The following is a 16,948-nucleotide window of genomic DNA, read 5'->3' on the forward strand; positions in this document are numbered from 1 at the left end:
CCTCTTCTGCTTGACGTTTCGCTTCTTCTTCAGCTTTCTTCAATGCGGCCTCTTCTGCTTCTTTTTGCAGACGCTCAGCTTCAACGCGATCTTTTTCAGACTTCGCGGTTTGTTCTGGGGTCATCTGCTTCTGTTTTGCTACACGTTCAGCATCTGCTTTACGTTTAGCTTCTTCTTTCACTTTACGGTCAGCCTCTTCTTTGGCTTTACGCTCTGCGTCTTGTTTTGCTTTAAGCTCAGCTGCTTCTTTTGCAGCTTGTTGCTCAAGTTCACGACGAGCGGCTTCTTCTGCTGCTATACGTGCTTGCTCTTGCTCTTGCTCAACCGCGCTTTTCTTCACGTAAGTACGTGTTTTACGTACTTCAACTTGTACTGACTTTGCTTGACCTGTAGAACCCGTAACACTTAATGTGCTTTTGCTCTTACGTTGCAATGTCATACGCGCTGGGCCATCTGAGCCTGTGCCGCCGTGTTGCTTGCTTAAGTGATCAAGTAACGTTGCTTTTTCTGCTTCAGTTACATTATCACCCGCTTGCTTAGTGATACCGGCTTGCGATAATTGTTGAAGCAATTTATCAACAGTTGTACCAATATCCCCGGCTAGTTTTTCAACATTTACTTCTGCCATAGTCTCTAATACCTCCGTTAATAAATTACTCGTCTGCGAACCAACAAATGTTGCGCGCAGCCATAATTAGCTCACCCGCTTTCTCTGGAGAAAGCTCTGTAATATCGACTAATTCATCAATACCTTGCTCTGCTAAATCTTCTAGCGTAACAACCCCTTTGCTTGCCATAACAAACGCAAGGTGACGCTCTAACCCTTCAAGTGCTAATAAGTCTTCAGCAGGCTCTGCACCATCAAGGCTTTCTTCTGTTTTAAGTGCTTTAGTCGTTAATGCATCTTTTGCACGTGAGCGTAACAAATCAACAGTATCTTCATCTAAACCATCAATTTCTAAAAACTCAGACGCAGGCACATAGGCAACTTCTTCAAGGGTTGAGAAACCTTCGTTGATAAGTAATGTTGCAAAGTCTTCATCGATGTCTAAGTTTTCAGTGAATAAGTTAATTAACTTATCAGATTCCGCTTCGTTCTTAGCGCGCATCTCTTCAACTGTCATTACGTTTAGTTCCCAACCAGTTAACTGGCTAGCAAGACGTACGTTTTGACCGTTACGACCAATTGCTTGTGCTAGGTTATCAGCTTCAACAGCGATATCCATTGAATGGGTGTCTTCATCCATTACAATTGAAGCAACTTCAGCAGGTGACATTGCATTAATAACGAACTGGGCTGGGTTGTCATCGTAAAGTACGATATCAACACGTTCACCACCTAATTCGGTAGAAACAGCTTGTACACGTGCACCACGCATACCAACACACGCACCAATTGGGTCGATACGTTTGTCGTTAGATTTCACGGCGATTTTAGCACGTGAACCTGGATCACGTGCCGCTGCACGTAGTTCAATCATCTCTTCGCCAATTTCTGGCACCTCAATGCGGAATAATTCCATCAGCATTTCTGGCTTAGAGCGTGTTACAAATAACTGTGCACCACGAGCATCAGGTTTTACTTCATAAAGTAAACCACGGATGCGATCGCCAGGACGGAAATTTTCACGTGGTAACATGTCATCACGGTAAATAACCGCTTCAGCATTGTTACCTAAATCTAATACGATTGCGTCACGCGTTGCTTTTTTCACAACACCTGTTACTAACTCGCCTTGTTGATCTTTATAAGCTTCTACAACAAGTGCGCGCTCAGCTTCACGTACTTTTTGTACGATTACTTGTTTCGCCATTTGTGTAGTAATACGGTCAAATTTAATTGACTCGATTTGCTCTTCGATGAAATCACCAATCTTAAGATCTGGGTCATCAACCTGAGCCGCTTCTAACGTGATTTCGCTGTAAGGGTTTTCCAGTGAGCCATCTTCAAGTACTGCAGCAATCTGCCAACGACGGTAAGTGTCGTAGTCACCTGTTTTACGGTCAATTGCAACGCGTACTTCAATTTCACCAGTGTGTTTTTTCTTAGTCGCAGTCGCTAATGCGAACTCTAACGCTTCGAAAATCTTTTCTTTTGGAACCGCTTTCTCATTGGAAACGGCTTCAGCAACCAATAATATCTCTTTTGCCATGGGTTATGCCTCGCTTGCCCTATTCCTTCGCACTCGGATTAAAACTTTGCGATGATGTTCGCACGTTCAATGTTACTGAGCATAATTAACTGCTCAGTACCGTCATATGAAAGTGTGATCATATCACTGCTAACTGCTATTAGATCGCCTTTAAAATTACGGCGACCATCTTGTGGAAGCTTAGTACGCACGCGTACTTCCTCTCCTTGTGCCTTCTCGTAGTGATCTTGTTTGAATAATAGACGATCAACACCAGGAGACGATACTTCCAAATCATATTCATTTGTAATCGGGTCTTCGACATCTAAAATTGCGCTTATTTGACGACTTGCATCAGCACAGTTATCAACCGAGATCCCCGCTTTGTGATCGATATAGACCCTAAGCGTAGAATGGCGACCCGCTTGCACAAACTCTAGACCATGTAATTCAAAGCCTAACATTTCAACTGACGGTGAAAGCATGGTTAATAAATCTTGCTCAAGTTTTGTCACGAAAATTCTCCATACAAACAAAAAAAGGGCTTATAGCCCTAAAATACTTAGCTTATACCTTGATTTAAAATCAAGAGGTGCAGATACAACAACGCCCCGAACCAAGCGGGGCGTCACACCTAAAGCATAAAACTGTGTGGCCATGGGCCAAGCTTGGTTGCGGATAGCTAACACCATCTAAATTAAACCCAAAGGCTTAAACGCAAAACGCGCATTACATAGAATGCGCGACTTCAAATCAGTAACTAAAATCGCTACTCAAAAGTATGGCTTCAAGAATTGAGAAACATTAATAAAATTAATGGCTTATCTAAAAAACTTGGTTGCGGGAGCCGGATTTGAACCGACGACCTTCGGGTTATGAGCCCGACGAGCTACCAGGCTGCTCCATCCCGCGCCAACTGGTATCAAAATATCTGATACCTGCCTAGCAGCCAATTAAGTGAGCTAGACAATGGCGGCTATTATAAAGAGGCTTGGCGGAATTAGCAACCAAAAACTGGTAAAGAATGACTAGATTATAATGTACAAAATTATAGGTCAGAACAATTCGCTATAACTGAACACCAAGTGCGATTTTTAAAAACCAACATAAAGGCCCTAGGGCGTGTTGACCTTTTGTGATTAATTTTGCAGCAGTATGTTTGGTATTTAGGCAAGGCAGAGTCTATGTAGTGTGGTTGTTCCCCATAAATAGGCGATAACGCAGTATAAATTCCAAACATGCGCTGCCCAAAGGGTTCTTCCTAGGGGCGATTAACTCTTTGTTGCTCGATTTTTACTTAGCCCACTAGGTTACAAACCTCGCGCCGCGATTAAATCGCCCCTAGATTGAACAAATTTCAATCCACAAAGGTCAACACGCCCTAGCCTTATTGGCATTAATAAAGCACGCTATTGCGCAATTTCCATCGATTTACTCACTCTTTCCTACACAGCGTCTATACTAAGTTTTTAATGGCAATCTGCATATTTAAGGCTATTTAGAGAGGGCTTATTATGAGTATTTCTGCTCATCATCAAAAAATGTTATTACGAAGTATCGCAATAATAAAACCCAACTTTCACTGTTTTACTGTTACCTTTCATATGCAATTAAAACGTCATGCATTGACAATGCAATGGCCTAGCAGTGATGAAATAAGTGAAAAAGTTATTTGTTGTATTGCTCATTGGAACGCACTATTACCCACTTAGATCGCTTATTGTCTGTATTACCTTTTATTCATTATCATGCCAACAACCTAAGTAAATCTGGCCTCACTTGTCAGGATGTTGATTTATTATGTGATGCTTTTATAGCTGCGCTAAAAATTCATTTGGGCCGAGAATTTACGCTAAACCTAGAACAAGCGTGGCGTTATGCACTCAGGATGTTTAACAGCATAGTGAAAAGCTATTTATTTAATACCAGTAATATTGTTGCAATTAACAAGTCCGTGCAGCAGCAAGTGAATTCATAACAAATAACCTACATGCATTATTCTATACTGGCTAACTCTTGTAGAAGACGATCTATTTGGTGCTGTTCAACATCGATTAAAGTTGCATATTTTGATGTTAACGCACTCATTTTTCTAGATAAGGAGTTATCAAAAGTCGCATCAGTTAAGTTATTCGGTTGCTCTTTAGCCTGAGCTTCGAGGGCTGCTATTTGGCGATCCATTTGAGCTTGGTAAGTATCTATTTTTGATTGTCGCTGTTCAACATCTCGTTTGATTTCTTGTGACCGAATGAACGAATCAATACCTTTGCTCTGGGTTGATTGTTGGTCAATTTCAGACGTGTTTTTCGACGCAGGCAAAGCGTGTTTTTCTTTTAAGAGTCGATCAATATCCCGCTGTTCACGTGCAATTAAAACGTTATAGCGCTCTGAAATACTGGTCATTTGATTAGCTATTGCAGTTTCTTTTTTTGCACCAGATAAATTATTTAACTGCGCATCTGATTGCTCACCTAAGGCGGCAATTTGCTGATTCATTTTCTCGCTTAAGCTATCAATTTTATCTTGATGCTGTTGAATATCAGCATCAATTTGCCGAGTCCGAATATAACTATCAACGCCCGAGGTATCAATATTTTCATTAGCAACAATCTGACTAGATAAGCTTGGGTTTTGCTCTTTTACAGAGATTAGTTTCGCATCATCACCACATGGAAATTGACTAAATTCCACGACGCCTTTTTTTTCACACTGATAGACTGTGGCATGCAAAGAACTAACATGGCAAAGTGCAATGAGACAAGGTAAAACAATTTTAAATTTGCAAATAGCATACTGATATTGATTCATAAGGCGACACTCCTTTGTTTACGTATTAATACCTATACCACGACTATCAGTATTAATAAATGCGATCTAATCGACAATTTAATTCGTATAAAACAATTTTGAGCAAAATTAATGATCTATAAAACTCTGAGATTTATTTTTGGCGACCAACTTAATGCCAATCACAGTTGGTATAAAGAAGAGGATCAAACACAATACCTTTATGTCATTGCTGAATTAAAACAAGAAACAGATTATGTAAAACACCATATACAAAAGGTAGCGGCGTTTTTTGCGGCAATGGAGAACTTTGCGACTGCGCTCAAACAAGCACAATTAAATGTGCTTCATTTAACACTCGATGATACCCACGATGACGCATGCATTACCTCATTACTAACACGCTTGGCGAAGCAATATCAGTGTCAACAAATCCAATATCAGTATCCTGATGAGTATAGATTAAAAACTCAACTGCAAGAGTTTGCAAACAGCAGTGACTTTAATGTTAGTGCCACAGACAGCGAACATTTTTTATTACCTTTTGCTGATATCAGCGACCATTTTAAAAAAGATAAGCATGTGAAAATGGAATTTTTTTATCGCATGATGCGCAAGCGCTTTGACATATTGATGCAAGATAATGCTCCACTAGGCGGGCAATGGAACTTTGACCAAGACAATCGTAACAAATTAAAAAAAACTGATTTAGCTGCTATCCCTGAACCAAAAATATTTACCAATAATATTGAAGCTATTTTACAGCGCATAAAAAAACACCAGGTAAATACCCTTGGCCATTGTTCAGCAACTTTATTATGGCCAACCAGTCGTGCTCAAGCAAAACAATTACTCGATTACTTTTGCACTCATCTACTCCCCTGTTTCGGAAAATTTCAAGACGCGATGACCTGTCAGAGCTCATACAAATGGAGCTTGTATCATAGTCGTATCGCGTTTGCACTTAACACAAAAATGCTGCACCCAATGCAAGTTATTAAGCAAGTACTGGCTAAGTTTGCGGCACGCCAAGAACAGATCACGCTTGCCCAAGTTGAGGGGTTTATTAGGCAAATTTTAGGTTGGCGAGAATATGTAAGAGGTATTTATTGGCAAAATATGCCTGATTACGCGAGTAAAAATGAACTTGAGGCTGCTCGTCTGTTACCAGATTATTTTTGGAGTGGCAAAACAAAAATGAACTGTATGAAACAGGCAATCACGCAGAGCTTAGAGACCGCCTACGCGCATCATATTCAACGCTTAATGATCACCGGAAACTTTTGCTTATTAACCGGTATTGATCCAAATGAAGTTGATAGCTGGTATTTGGGCATTTACATCGATGCCATTGAATGGGTAGAAATGCCTAACACCCGTGGTATGAGTCAATTTGCAGATGGCGGCCTAATCGCCACAAAACCGTATGCCGCAAGCGGTAACTACATAAACAAAATGAGTGATTACTGCACCAGCTGCCACTATAACGTAAAACAAAAAAGTGACGACACGGCTTGCCCTTTTAATAGTTTATATTGGCAATTTATGCACACCCATGAAGCCCGCTTAGCTCGTAACCCACGTATTGGCATGGTCTATAAAAATTGGCAAAAACAAGATACATCACAACAGCACGCTATTTTAGAGCGAGCGCAATGGTGCCTAAATAATATAGAAAAACTCTAACAGAAGTATCATATCAGGTAATATTGTTAATTAAATGTTTAATTAATTTGTAATTATAGTGTAATTACCCTACTTTCTAATATTAGAAATTACTCCACAACACTATGAGAACACGATGAAAAAACAGTTTTTAACGGCATTATTACTGATCAGTACAAGCCAAGCACAGGCATTTAGCCAAGAAACACATAAACGTATCGTCATCGATGCAGTGAACTATATGCAGCAGCACCCAAGCAGCACACAGTTTTCGGCATTAAGCAAATACGCTCAACAAAATAATATGACGGTAACCCAGTTAGCCGAAGTACTAGGCCAAGCAGCCTATGATGTGGATGACTTTGAAGACACCTTCTTTTGTGGTGCTGTAACGGGGTCATGTGTTCAAGCACCAATATGGGGAGCAGCAGAGAGTATTGTTAAATATACCAGCTATTGGCATTTCCAAAACCATACCCAAGGGGCTGATCAACACGGTAACGACTTTGGTGGCTACAATTACCAAAAACTGACGGTATGGGGCACCGTTGATAACTTGGCTTCAAGCTGGTTAAAAGGTGACTACCTTGATGACGGTCAAGGCGGTGAAACAGGCTGGTTTAATGCCGATTCATCAAAGTACAACAGCTATGGTATTACTGAAGCTAATTACCGAATTGACAGCCAATCAAATTACAACATGTACGATGACTTTGAAGAAATGCCTTTTCAGCCAATTGATAATTTAGGTCAATACTGGTATCAAAGCTATTTGCAAAGTGGCAACCCACAAGTGTTAGGTTTTGTTTTCCATACAACTGACTTACTACAACCACACCATACTTGGACCACATCTGATCTCAATCATTCAAGCTGGGAAAGCTGGGTAAAAGACTACTATGATCAGGAACAACTCAATGACTCTGCCCTTATTACACAAGCCATGCAAACATTTTCAGCACTGGATATAAACAGTCAAGACGTACGTCCTTTACTGACACAAGGTGGCGCTTTTTCTTATGCTCAAGGCGGTATTGTGCTTAATTCACAAGACCATTACGACCGCTTAAATACGGCAAAACAAGTGATCCCACATGCGATTGCCATGGTTGTGCACCTACTTAATCATGCCATGGTCGTACGCCAATGAAAGCGCTGAGCAGTTGTATTTTGTTATTGTTAGGACTGCTTTATAGCAGCCTAACAATGGCATCATTTAACCAATATAGCGCTGCTGAAGTGCGTTTAATGCAGCAAGTTTATCAACAACACAATGCCAACATTAGTCGCAAAGACGTTCGTAAACATATGTTTGAAAATCAATTTTTATTATATCAAGCAGAACAACATATGCCTGAGCTGCTTGAACGTCAATCTGCGGTAGGCTTTAGCACGCAGTACCATGTTGAGCGCTATTTAATGAACATATTTGACAGGCAACTCAATTTATCAACATCCTATGTTAAAGGAAGTAATCTCACACAATATAATGCCCAGTGGCTGCTCAAAGTATTGCCTAGCTACCCTGCTGATGGCCAATACAACGCTGAACAAATCAATAAAATGCAGCGCACTGAGCTCAGAGGGCTCTTTACAACCGCCGTCAATCTTTATGAGTTTATAGCCCCTTTATCTATGCAAGTACGCTTTCGACTGCACCAAGGTGAAAGTGACTTATTCAAAACTGAAGTGATAAAAAAGCAACAATTTGAGGCGTTGCTTTTAAAAGCGACGCCATTACTTTTAAAGCAAGGGATCAGTATCGCACACCTAGAAGAACTAGCAAAAGGCGATATTTTAAGGCCTTCGATTCAAAGTTGGCTAGGTATTAAAGACATGATGCACGTTCAAAGCCCAATACTCGACAGTCTTGAACAACAAATATCCGATAAAGAAATAAAAAATTATTATCAGGCAAATAAAGCGCGCTTTAAATACCTTAGTGAAGTGACAGCTTACGGCGCTGTGTTTACTGAGCGAGAGCAAGCGGTTCGCTTTAGAAACACAGTACAAGCAAGCTCTTTTACAGATGCATTATATATATCACAGCAAACCGACATTTATGCTAAGTATCACAATAAACTAACTCGCAAAAATAAAAGTAATTGGGCTGTGCAACTGGCTTATACGCTAAAAGCAGAAGAATTATCTGCGGTGATGCGCTCACCTGAAGGTCTATGGGTCGTCATAATTAGTAATAACCATCAGTATAACTACTTTAGCGCTACTGACGAAACTGTTCGCTATCAAGCTAAAAAAGCCATCGCAATACAAAAAGCGCAGCAACGCTATCAGCAAAATTGGCTGGCTTGGCAACAACAAAATGCTGTAAAACTATGAATAAAAAAGCTATCTACATAATTACAGGCGTCGCTTGTTTAGGTTTTTTAGTAATAAATTTAACAACAGAGCGAAAACGTGAAATAGCTCCCATCCGCGCTGCTGATGATTTAACGCCAGTAACGCCCGCACCACAAATAAATAATGCGTCGGCACCGACAGCTATTAATCCAGATATGACTGCTGAAGCGGCGATTGATAGTCACACCTCATTAAAAAATACTGATGCCAGTCAACAACTGCCGCCCATTACTACACCGAGTTACTTGCCTGTCATCGCAAAAAATCCAATCAGTGCGAGTCAGTTTCAAGGCGACTTAACCGATCATCAAGCTTACCTCGATTTTCATAAACAGCAGCAAACTCAGCTCGAGCAACGCTTTGTAATAGCTGCTCAACAAAAAATAACTAACCTTGAAAGCTTGCTCGAAAAAGGCCGTCAAAAAGGCCTCCCTCAACGGCAGCTGCAAGTTGCTATTGATAAAATTGCCGCCTTAAAAGACATGCAAGCCAAATTAAAAAGTAAAGATACTAACTGAACACAGCATCATTAATCATCTGCGATTAATGGTGCGCTAAGCGGATCCGATGTTTAAGCAAAGCTAAAAAAGCCGCCTCAACTGAGGCGGCTACTAAAAATAACAAGTAAATTAGGGGAAAAACACTGTCAAAGGGATGGTTATTTACCTTCTAGCAAGTTACCACTGCCAATTTCAATTTTACGTGGTTTAAGTGCTTCAGGGATCTCGCGTTGCAAGTCGATACTAAGTAGCCCATTGGCTAAATCAGCGCCGAGTACTTTAACGTGGTCACCTAGCTGGAATTTGCGTTCAAAGTTGCGCTCAGCAATGCCTTGATGAATAAATTTGCGCTCTGCGCTGTCATCTTTATTGGCTTTAATGCCAGCAACTTTTAAGGTGTTATTTTCTGACTCTATCGTCAGCTCATTATCACTAAAACCGGCAACAGCCATAGTAATGCGATATTTGTCTTTATCGAGTGCTTCGATGTTATACGGAGGAAAACTTGGCTGCTTGTCAGTGCGAGCGGCCGCATCCATTAAAGATGCTAAATGATCGAAGCCAATGAATGAACGATAAAGTGGTGATAAATCTACTGTACGCATAATAATATCCTCATATTTAAGCGATATTTTGCATGTGCTTTTCGGTTGAACAAGCGCAAACAAAGTTTAATTAATAATATAAATTTCAATTACTTCTGTTTAGTTGGGACCCATCAGGCGTCCTCACTAAACTATATATGGACGGCAAAATTGTTTTCAAGATTATTTTTGAAAAAAAGTTTTATTTTTTTTCAAAATCTCTTTTTGCCTACTCAATAAAGTGAGGATTCAAAGTTTGCTTTTCAAGTCTTTAAATAGTAATAAGGGGAATTAGCTTTAGAGGTCGATATGAAAAAAGTAACGAGTTTGCTGCTCAATATAATTATGTTAGTTGTGGTGTTTTTTGTAGTGACTACATATCAGCAACGCAATTTACTCAGCTCAGATAGCAGCCCTGCTCCATATTTTAATTTACCTGTGCTCAATGACAGCGAACAACGTATTGATATTGCGATGCTCAAAGGTAACACCACCGTGGTTTATTTTTTTGCGCCATGGTGCACAATCTGTCGTTACAGTATGCCAAACCTAGAAGCGGCATTGGTTGATTCTAATATCAACGCCATTGGCATTGCACTTGATTATAAAAATGAACAAGCAGTTGCGCAGTTTGTTAGTGAACTTAAACTCACAATGCCCATTTTACTAGGCGATAAAAATACCCAGAGTAATTATAAAATCAGCGCCTTTCCTACTTACTATGTAATTGATCAACAACTGCGAATAACCGCACGCTCAATGGGCTATTCAAGCCAATTAGGTATTACTATCAGAGCTCAAAACTAAATGTAACAGCTTGTAACACCTCCCTACATTTGCCTACATTTTCGTACAGTTTACTACGTATTTTTATATATTTTCTCATTACTATAGGTCGCAGTCACACTTACTCATAACCATGGAAGAATCATGTTAGCCACCTGCTTGCCATCACTTTACCGTTTAACGCCACTGGCGTTGTGTTTGCCATTTTTAACGCACGCCAACGTTGATGCTAATGAAGAAATAATAGAGCGTCTTGAAACCGTTTATAAACGCAGTAGCATTACCAGTGAAATAACCGAAAATACTGAAAAACTGATCACTATGCCCGGTGCTATGGGCGATCCACTGCGGGCAGTATTTGCATTACCAGGCGTTGTCGCCGCTGGCGGCTCAATGAGTGAACCGGCGGTACGTGGCTCATCGCCCGATGATAATTTGTTTGAAGTGGATTTTATGCCTGCAGGCTATATTTTTCATGATTTCGGCAGTTCTATTTTCAACAAGTACATTATTCAAGATTTTCAACTTTACTCAGCCGGCTATGGCACCAGTTACAGCAACGCCACCGGTGCCGTATTTGACGTAACACTGCGTAATCCTAAATATCAACCGATTACTACCACGCTTGATCTTACAATGTTTAATGCCGGTGTCTTTGTTGAAGGGCAACTCACGCAGAACACCGCGTTTTATTTATCAGCACGTAAAAGTACATTACCACTGTTCTTCTCTAAAGGTGAAGAGCTTGAAAACGACGATGGTGAACTCAGTGGTATCACCATCAATGATCCCCCAGATGATCATGATTACCAAGGCAAATGGATCTGGGATATAAACAATCAAAACGCCCTAACAGTGTCATTTACAGGCGCAAAAGACTCGGTTGCAGCAGGCTTTAATCAACGCGCTGAACTTTCACTAAAAAATCCTGAGTATCAAGGCGATGCTGATTTTATTCGTGAATTTACCAGCCAAAGTATTTTATGGGATCACTTTAATAAAGACTTTCATTTACGCTTAGGCGTTGGTTCGCTCGAACATTCTGGCCGATTGGAATACGCTAAACGTGCCACGCTAAGTGATGGCTATTTTGATGAAGAACAACAAAAGCAAATCACTTATAAAGGACGATTAAATTGGCGTGTTACTAAAGCCCAGCAACTGGTTTTTGATGCCGCCTATTTTGATAACGACAGTACTTACAGTTACGATAGTTTTCAATATCTTTGTACCGAGCTCGATCCTGATTGCGATCTAAACAAAGGTGAGCGAATAACTGGCAAAGACAAGCTAGCCCTTGATAAGTACTTTGTTGGTGTTAGCCATGTTTGGGTTATTAACGAACAATGGCAAAGCGAAGTCGGCGTGCAATATCAAAGCAATGATTACACTGATGAAGATTTTGTGATGCCGCGCCTTACGCTTAGCTACTTTATTAATAATCACAATAGCATCAATGCTAAATACGGGCATTATAATCGCATGCAAGATATTGACACTCTATTGCCTGAACACGGCAACCCGAATTTACGTTCGCAAACCTCAAAACACAGCAGTTTGGGTTTTGCACAAGAACTTGCCGATGAATGGACATGGTCTATTGAAGGGTATTACAAAACCATGGACGATTTACCGTTGGCATTAAACAATTATTCCGATGCAGCAATTCGTTACAGTAATGATGTAACTGGGCGAGCTTACGGTGTTGATCTATTAATAAACAAAAATAAAACTGATAAATGGTATGGCTGGCTTGCAGTTAGTTATGCCAAAAGTGAACGTACTGACCAACGCCAAAATATCACTCGGGATTATTACGCTGATACCCCTTTAGTTGTCAACATGGTGTTTAATTACCAAATCAGTGAAAAATGGCAAGGGGGCTTTAACTTTACTGCCCGCAGCGGTCAAGCTTACACCCCGATTGTTGGCGTCACAGAAAATTCCGAATTCGAAGGACGTTTTTTACCACAATATGGTGATCCATTTTCTGAGCGTTTCGATGTTTATCATCGGCTTGATCTTCGTTTTGAACGTCAAACCGACTTTTGGGGCTTAGACGGTGTGTTAATTTTAGAATTAATGAACGCCTACGGCCAAGCAAACACCAGTAGCATTGATTTAGATTATCAGAAAGTAACCTCGACTAATGATTTAATTATCAAAGAAAACGAGGATGATTTTGAAATGCGCCCTTCAATTGGCTTTAGTGTTAAGTTTTAATTAGCCACCCCACATACACCTTTAATACTGATTAAAGGTGTATGCAATCATTAAAATAGAATTCATCAATCGTTTTTTTACGCTGTTTATTTTTTCTCAATTAGTTAAGATGAATGTAAATAAAATCGAGGAGAGCGATATGTTAACTGTAATTTTTGGCCGTGAAGGCTGCCCTTATTGTGTACGTGCTAAAGATGTTGCTGAAAAACTAGCAAATGAACGTGATGATTTTAAATACCGTTATGTTGATATTATTAAAGAAGGCGTTAGTAAAGCCGATTTAGAACAATCAGCAGGTAAGCCTTGCCCAACCGTGCCACAAATCTTTATTGACCAAGCACACATCGGTGGTTTCACTGAGTTTGAAGCTTACGCTAAAGAGAATCTTGGACTTTATCAATAAGTTCTGTATAAAATTTGTTAATCAATTTGATTTACCCACAATCAAATTGATTAAATTATGACCAACATCAACTACATACAAATTAGTTTCAATTTATACAAGCATTTGCCTCGTAAATCCTATACAATGCGCGCCTCTTTAAATTCGTTGAGGCGTATTAATGTCAGAACCAGTCACGTTTGAATCTCTAAATCTTTCTCCTGCAATTTTGAAGGCAGTTGAAGAGTTGGGTTACAAGACACCATCTGAAATCCAAGCTCAATGTATACCGTTATTGCTAGAAAGAAAGGACGTACTGGGACTAGCTCAAACGGGTACAGGTAAAACCGCAGCATTTGCACTGCCATTACTTAATAATATTGACCCGTCTGTGAAGCAGCCGCAGATCCTTGTACTCACACCAACCCGTGAGCTTGCGATCCAAGTAGCTGAGGCATTCGAACAATATGCTAAACATGTTCGTGGTATTGAAGTATTGGCACTTTATGGTGGCCAGAGCTACAGTATCCAATTAAGTGCACTTCGTCGTGGCGCGCAAGTTATTGTCGCTACTCCAGGTCGCTTAATCGATCATATTAACCGTGGCACTATCAAGTTTGACAGCTTACAAGCTCTTGTACTTGATGAAGCCGATGAAATGTTACGTATGGGCTTTATCGATGATGTTGAAAACATCATGGAAAAAACGCCGCGCGAAAAGCAAACATGTCTTTTCTCTGCGACCATGCCTAAGCAAATTCAAAACATCAGCAGCAAATATATGAATAACCCTGAACAGGTTCATATATCTGCGCGTAACTCAACAGTATCATCTGTTGAGCAAGTATTTTGGAATGCCAGCGTACACAAGAATAAAGCGATTGTTCGCTTTTTAGAAGCTGAACAATATGAAGGCGCGATTGTTTTCGTACGTACACGTAACGATACAGTACAACTTGCTGAATTATTAGAGCGCGAAGGTTTCTCTGCAGCTCCACTTAACGGTGACATGAACCAGCAAGCACGTGAACGCACAGTAGAACGCTTAAAAAGTGGCATGCTAAACGTTGTTATCGCAACAGACGTTGCAGCACGTGGTCTAGATGTTGACCGTTTAAGCCTTGTTATCAACTACGATATCCCACAAGATTCTGAAGCTTATGTTCACCGTATTGGCCGTACAGGTCGTGCTGGTCGTACTGGTAAAGCGATTCTTTTCGTAAAACATAACGAACGTTATTTACTTAAAAATATCATTCGTCATACGAATTCAGATATTGTGCAAGTTGAACTACCAACTGCAAAAGTTGTTGAAGAAAAACGTATCGAAGCGTTACAAGCTAAATTAGCTATTGCGCTTGAAAATAAAGATATTACTTTCTTTAATGAAGTAGCAGCTAATATGGCGCAAAAGCTTGAACTTGCTCCTGAAGACCTAGCAGGTGCGTTACTGTGTTTAGCACAGCAACAATCACCAATTAAGGTTGAAGAAGTTAAGATCCAACAACGTGAGCGTAGCGAACGTAATGACCGTAACCCACGTGAGCGTAATGATCGTGGTGACCGTGGTCGTCGTAACGAACGCAGCGAACGCCCTGCACGTGACCGTGATGCTAAACCACGTGAACGTAATAGCCGTGATGCAGGCCCTATGGATACTTACCGTATCGAAGTAGGTCGTGAACATGGTGTTCAAGTTAAGAACATTGTTGGCGCTATCGCTAACGAAGCTGACATCTCAAGCAAGTTTATTGGTGATATTCGTTTACACGACAATCACAGTACGGTTCAATTACCGCAAAACATGCCTAAAGATGTACTTGATCATTTCCAAAAAGTGTTTATTTGTAAACGTCCAATGGGCTTAACATTAACACAAGATCAAGGTCCTGCTGAACCACGTGCTGAACGCTCTGAGCGTCCATCAGGTGACAAAAAACGCAGCTTTAACAAAGATGACAGTGCACGCGGTGATAAGCGTAGCGGTCCTCGTAAAGAACGTCGCCCAGTAAGCTTCACAGCTAAATAAGCAACGACTCTTTAATAAAAAAACCTTGCCACGAAAGTGACAAGGTTTTTTTGTGTTTGGAATAAAGTAAATATTCGTGAGGGGAAGATTTTGTGAAGTCATAAGAGTCGTTGATAGCAATTGCATTGAATGAATATTTGAATTCGCTAAAATAATCATGTTTTTAATAAAATTGGCATAAATAACGCTCTAACATCTATTTTTGCTTCTAAGCGAGCCGCAATCAAATATAAACCAGCAAGTTTACGGTGAATAAATAATGCATCCACTGGTGGTGTATGCCATTGCTGTGCTTGTGCACTAAGTTGCAACCCAGCATCTTTAATATTTGCTGCCAGTTGGCTATTTTTAAAATCAAAATCACCATCGTGACGCAGTGGCTCACACGCCATTAAAAATAGCTCTATGACATTATCTTTATAACTGTCACGCAATGTATCTTTAAAATAACCAATCTGAGTGGCCGCATTTAATACCCCATCACGATTATTCTCACTGCCTGCTTTAAATAAAGCTAGATAAGCTTGGCTCAACTGAGGCGAAATCTCGCGGGTTGCCCCAAAATCAAATAAAACGATTTTTTGTGTGGCTGGTTGATAATGAAAATTAGCAAAGTTTGGATCTGTTTGTATCAGTCTAAATTCAAACATTTCTTTGAAAAATAACGCAATAAGTTGCTGTGCCACAAAGCTTTGCTCTGCTTTGGGTAAATCGGTAATTCCCTCTATAGGCTGAGCTTCAATATACTGCATCGTTAATATTTGTTTAGTACTGTGCTCTTTATAGACGTTAGGAACAATAAAGTGTCGGTTATTTGCCAATGCATTTTTATAACGTAATAAATACTGCGCTTCACGATGATAATCAGCTTCCGCTAATAATTGTATTTTAGCCTCTGCGACGAGTGGCTTAATATCAAGATCTTTAGGTAATAAACGAGACAATGTAAGCAGCGATATAACATTATCAACATCACTGACCACACTTTTTGCGATCCCCGGGTATTGAATTTTTACAGCTAATTGCTCGCCGTTTTCATGGTAGGCCAAATGCACTTGACCAATAGAAGCGGCAGCAAATGGCCTAAGCTCAATATGTGAAAAGCGCGATAACCAGTCATCTCCCCACTGCTCTTTTAATACAGTAATGAGTTGTTTGTGTGGCATGGGGTTAGCGTCTGATCGAAGTAATGCAAGTAATTGAGCAAGCTCTGGACTGAGTAGATCCCCAGCATCCATTGACAGTAGCTGCCCTAATTTCATTGCCGCACCGCGTAAGTGTGATAGTTCTGTCGCTAGGTTTTTTATGTTTTTAGGCTGCAGTAATAAGCTCTTATTATCCCAACCCTTTCCTGAAAGAGTACTTTTGGCTCCCTCAAATAACATATTACTCGCGACACTGGTTGCTAATGAGCCTAACTTTGCAAAGCGTGAAAATCGAGATGTAGGAACAGCGCGTTCATTGGCCATACTAAAACCTAGTTAACGAATATATTTACC

The 16,948-nt window shown here is 40.3% G+C and carries 16 protein-coding genes and 1 tRNA gene; 10 read left to right on the forward strand and 7 right to left on the reverse strand.

All coding sequences use genetic code 11. The features are described from left to right. The 4 genes from H5187_RS13390 to H5187_RS13405 all read right to left on the reverse strand — a co-directional run. A partial coding sequence (locus tag H5187_RS13390) for a translation initiation factor IF-2 associated domain-containing protein (protein ID WP_182797941.1) occupies positions 1-628 on the reverse strand: 628 nt, incomplete at its 3' end. Between the two features lie 25 nt (positions 629-653). Then, positions 654-2,153, reverse strand: a complete 1,500-nt coding sequence (gene nusA, locus H5187_RS13395; RefSeq protein ID WP_145240434.1) for a transcription termination factor NusA — start codon at positions 2,151-2,153, stop codon at positions 654-656. A 38-nt stretch (positions 2,154-2,191) separates the two neighbouring features. After that, a complete protein-coding gene (gene rimP, locus H5187_RS13400) occupies positions 2,192-2,647 on the reverse strand; it encodes a ribosome maturation factor RimP (RefSeq protein WP_182797942.1) in 456 nt (151 codons plus the stop codon). 320 nt (positions 2,648-2,967) lie between these two features. Beyond that, positions 2,968-3,044 (reverse strand) — tRNA-Met (locus H5187_RS13405). A gap of 602 nt (positions 3,045-3,646) precedes the next feature. Between H5187_RS13405 and H5187_RS13410 the strand changes: the two genes are divergently transcribed. Then, positions 3,647-3,844, forward strand: coding sequence for a hypothetical protein (locus tag H5187_RS13410; protein ID WP_182797943.1), 198 nt, complete (start codon positions 3,647-3,649; stop codon positions 3,842-3,844). Then, positions 3,820-4,110, forward strand: coding sequence for a hypothetical protein (locus tag H5187_RS13415; protein WP_182784354.1), 291 nt, complete (start codon positions 3,820-3,822; stop codon positions 4,108-4,110). Before H5187_RS13410 ends, H5187_RS13415 begins: the two co-directional genes overlap by 25 nt. A gap of 17 nt (positions 4,111-4,127) precedes the next feature. On the opposite strand, the gene H5187_RS13420 is transcribed toward H5187_RS13415, so the two are convergent. Continuing rightward, the gene (locus tag H5187_RS13420) at positions 4,128-4,940 is read right to left on the reverse strand and encodes a hypothetical protein (protein WP_182718633.1); all 813 of its coding nucleotides are present in this window, start codon (positions 4,938-4,940) and stop codon (positions 4,128-4,130) included. 111 nt (positions 4,941-5,051) lie between these two features. Here H5187_RS13420 and H5187_RS13425 point away from each other — a divergent pair, with 111 nt between their 5' ends. The 4 genes from H5187_RS13425 to H5187_RS13440 all read left to right on the forward strand — a co-directional run bounded on the left by H5187_RS13425 (position 5,052) and on the right by H5187_RS13440 (position 9,463). After that, positions 5,052-6,605, forward strand: coding sequence for a cryptochrome/photolyase family protein (locus H5187_RS13425; RefSeq protein ID WP_182797944.1), 1,554 nt, complete (start codon positions 5,052-5,054; stop codon positions 6,603-6,605). A 115-nt stretch (positions 6,606-6,720) separates the two neighbouring features. Then, positions 6,721-7,734 carry a phospholipase gene (locus H5187_RS13430; RefSeq protein ID WP_182718632.1) on the forward strand — a complete coding sequence of 338 codons (1,014 nt, stop codon included), beginning with the start codon at positions 6,721-6,723 and terminating at the stop codon, positions 7,732-7,734. A gap of 56 nt (positions 7,735-7,790) precedes the next feature. Further along, positions 7,791-8,924: a peptidylprolyl isomerase gene (locus tag H5187_RS13435; RefSeq protein ID WP_259400337.1), complete on the forward strand. Its 1,134-nt coding sequence runs from the start codon at positions 7,791-7,793 to the stop codon at positions 8,922-8,924. Then, positions 8,921-9,463, forward strand: coding sequence for a hypothetical protein (locus tag H5187_RS13440; protein WP_145240420.1), 543 nt, complete (start codon positions 8,921-8,923; stop codon positions 9,461-9,463). Before H5187_RS13435 ends, H5187_RS13440 begins: the two co-directional genes overlap by 4 nt. 140 nt (positions 9,464-9,603) lie before the next feature. Here H5187_RS13440 and H5187_RS13445 read toward each other — a convergent pair whose 3' ends face one another. After that, on the reverse strand, positions 9,604-10,050 hold the full coding sequence (locus tag H5187_RS13445; protein WP_145240418.1) for an Hsp20 family protein: 447 nt from the start codon (positions 10,048-10,050) through the stop codon (positions 9,604-9,606). Between the two features lie 288 nt (positions 10,051-10,338). On the opposite strand from H5187_RS13445, the gene H5187_RS13450 reads away from it, so the two are divergent. The 4 genes from H5187_RS13450 (at position 10,339) to H5187_RS13465 (ending at position 15,449) form a co-directional block, all read left to right on the forward strand. Next, positions 10,339-10,836, forward strand: coding sequence for a TlpA disulfide reductase family protein (locus H5187_RS13450; protein WP_145240416.1), 498 nt, complete (start codon positions 10,339-10,341; stop codon positions 10,834-10,836). 123 nt (positions 10,837-10,959) lie between these two features. Beyond that, positions 10,960-13,038 carry a TonB-dependent siderophore receptor gene (locus H5187_RS13455; protein ID WP_182794565.1) on the forward strand — a complete coding sequence of 693 codons (2,079 nt, stop codon included), beginning with the start codon at positions 10,960-10,962 and terminating at the stop codon, positions 13,036-13,038. 139 nt (positions 13,039-13,177) lie between these two features. After that, positions 13,178-13,441: a GrxA family glutaredoxin gene (locus H5187_RS13460; protein ID WP_149983014.1), complete on the forward strand. Its 264-nt coding sequence runs from the start codon at positions 13,178-13,180 to the stop codon at positions 13,439-13,441. Positions 13,442-13,601: 160 nt separating this feature from the next. Continuing rightward, the gene (locus H5187_RS13465; protein WP_145240410.1) at positions 13,602-15,449 is read left to right on the forward strand and encodes a DEAD/DEAH box helicase; all 1,848 of its coding nucleotides are present in this window, start codon (positions 13,602-13,604) and stop codon (positions 15,447-15,449) included. Positions 15,450-15,604: 155 nt separating this feature from the next. Here the strand turns inward: H5187_RS13465 and H5187_RS13470 are convergent, their stop codons facing one another. Beyond that, positions 15,605-16,918, reverse strand: coding sequence for an AarF/ABC1/UbiB kinase family protein (locus H5187_RS13470; RefSeq protein ID WP_149983015.1), 1,314 nt, complete (start codon positions 16,916-16,918; stop codon positions 15,605-15,607). Positions 16,919-16,948 lie beyond the last annotated feature (30 nt).

It is taken from the genome of Pseudoalteromonas sp. SG44-1 (assembly GCF_014164315.1).
Taxonomy (GTDB): Bacteria; Pseudomonadota; Gammaproteobacteria; order Enterobacterales; family Alteromonadaceae; genus Pseudoalteromonas; species Pseudoalteromonas rhizosphaerae.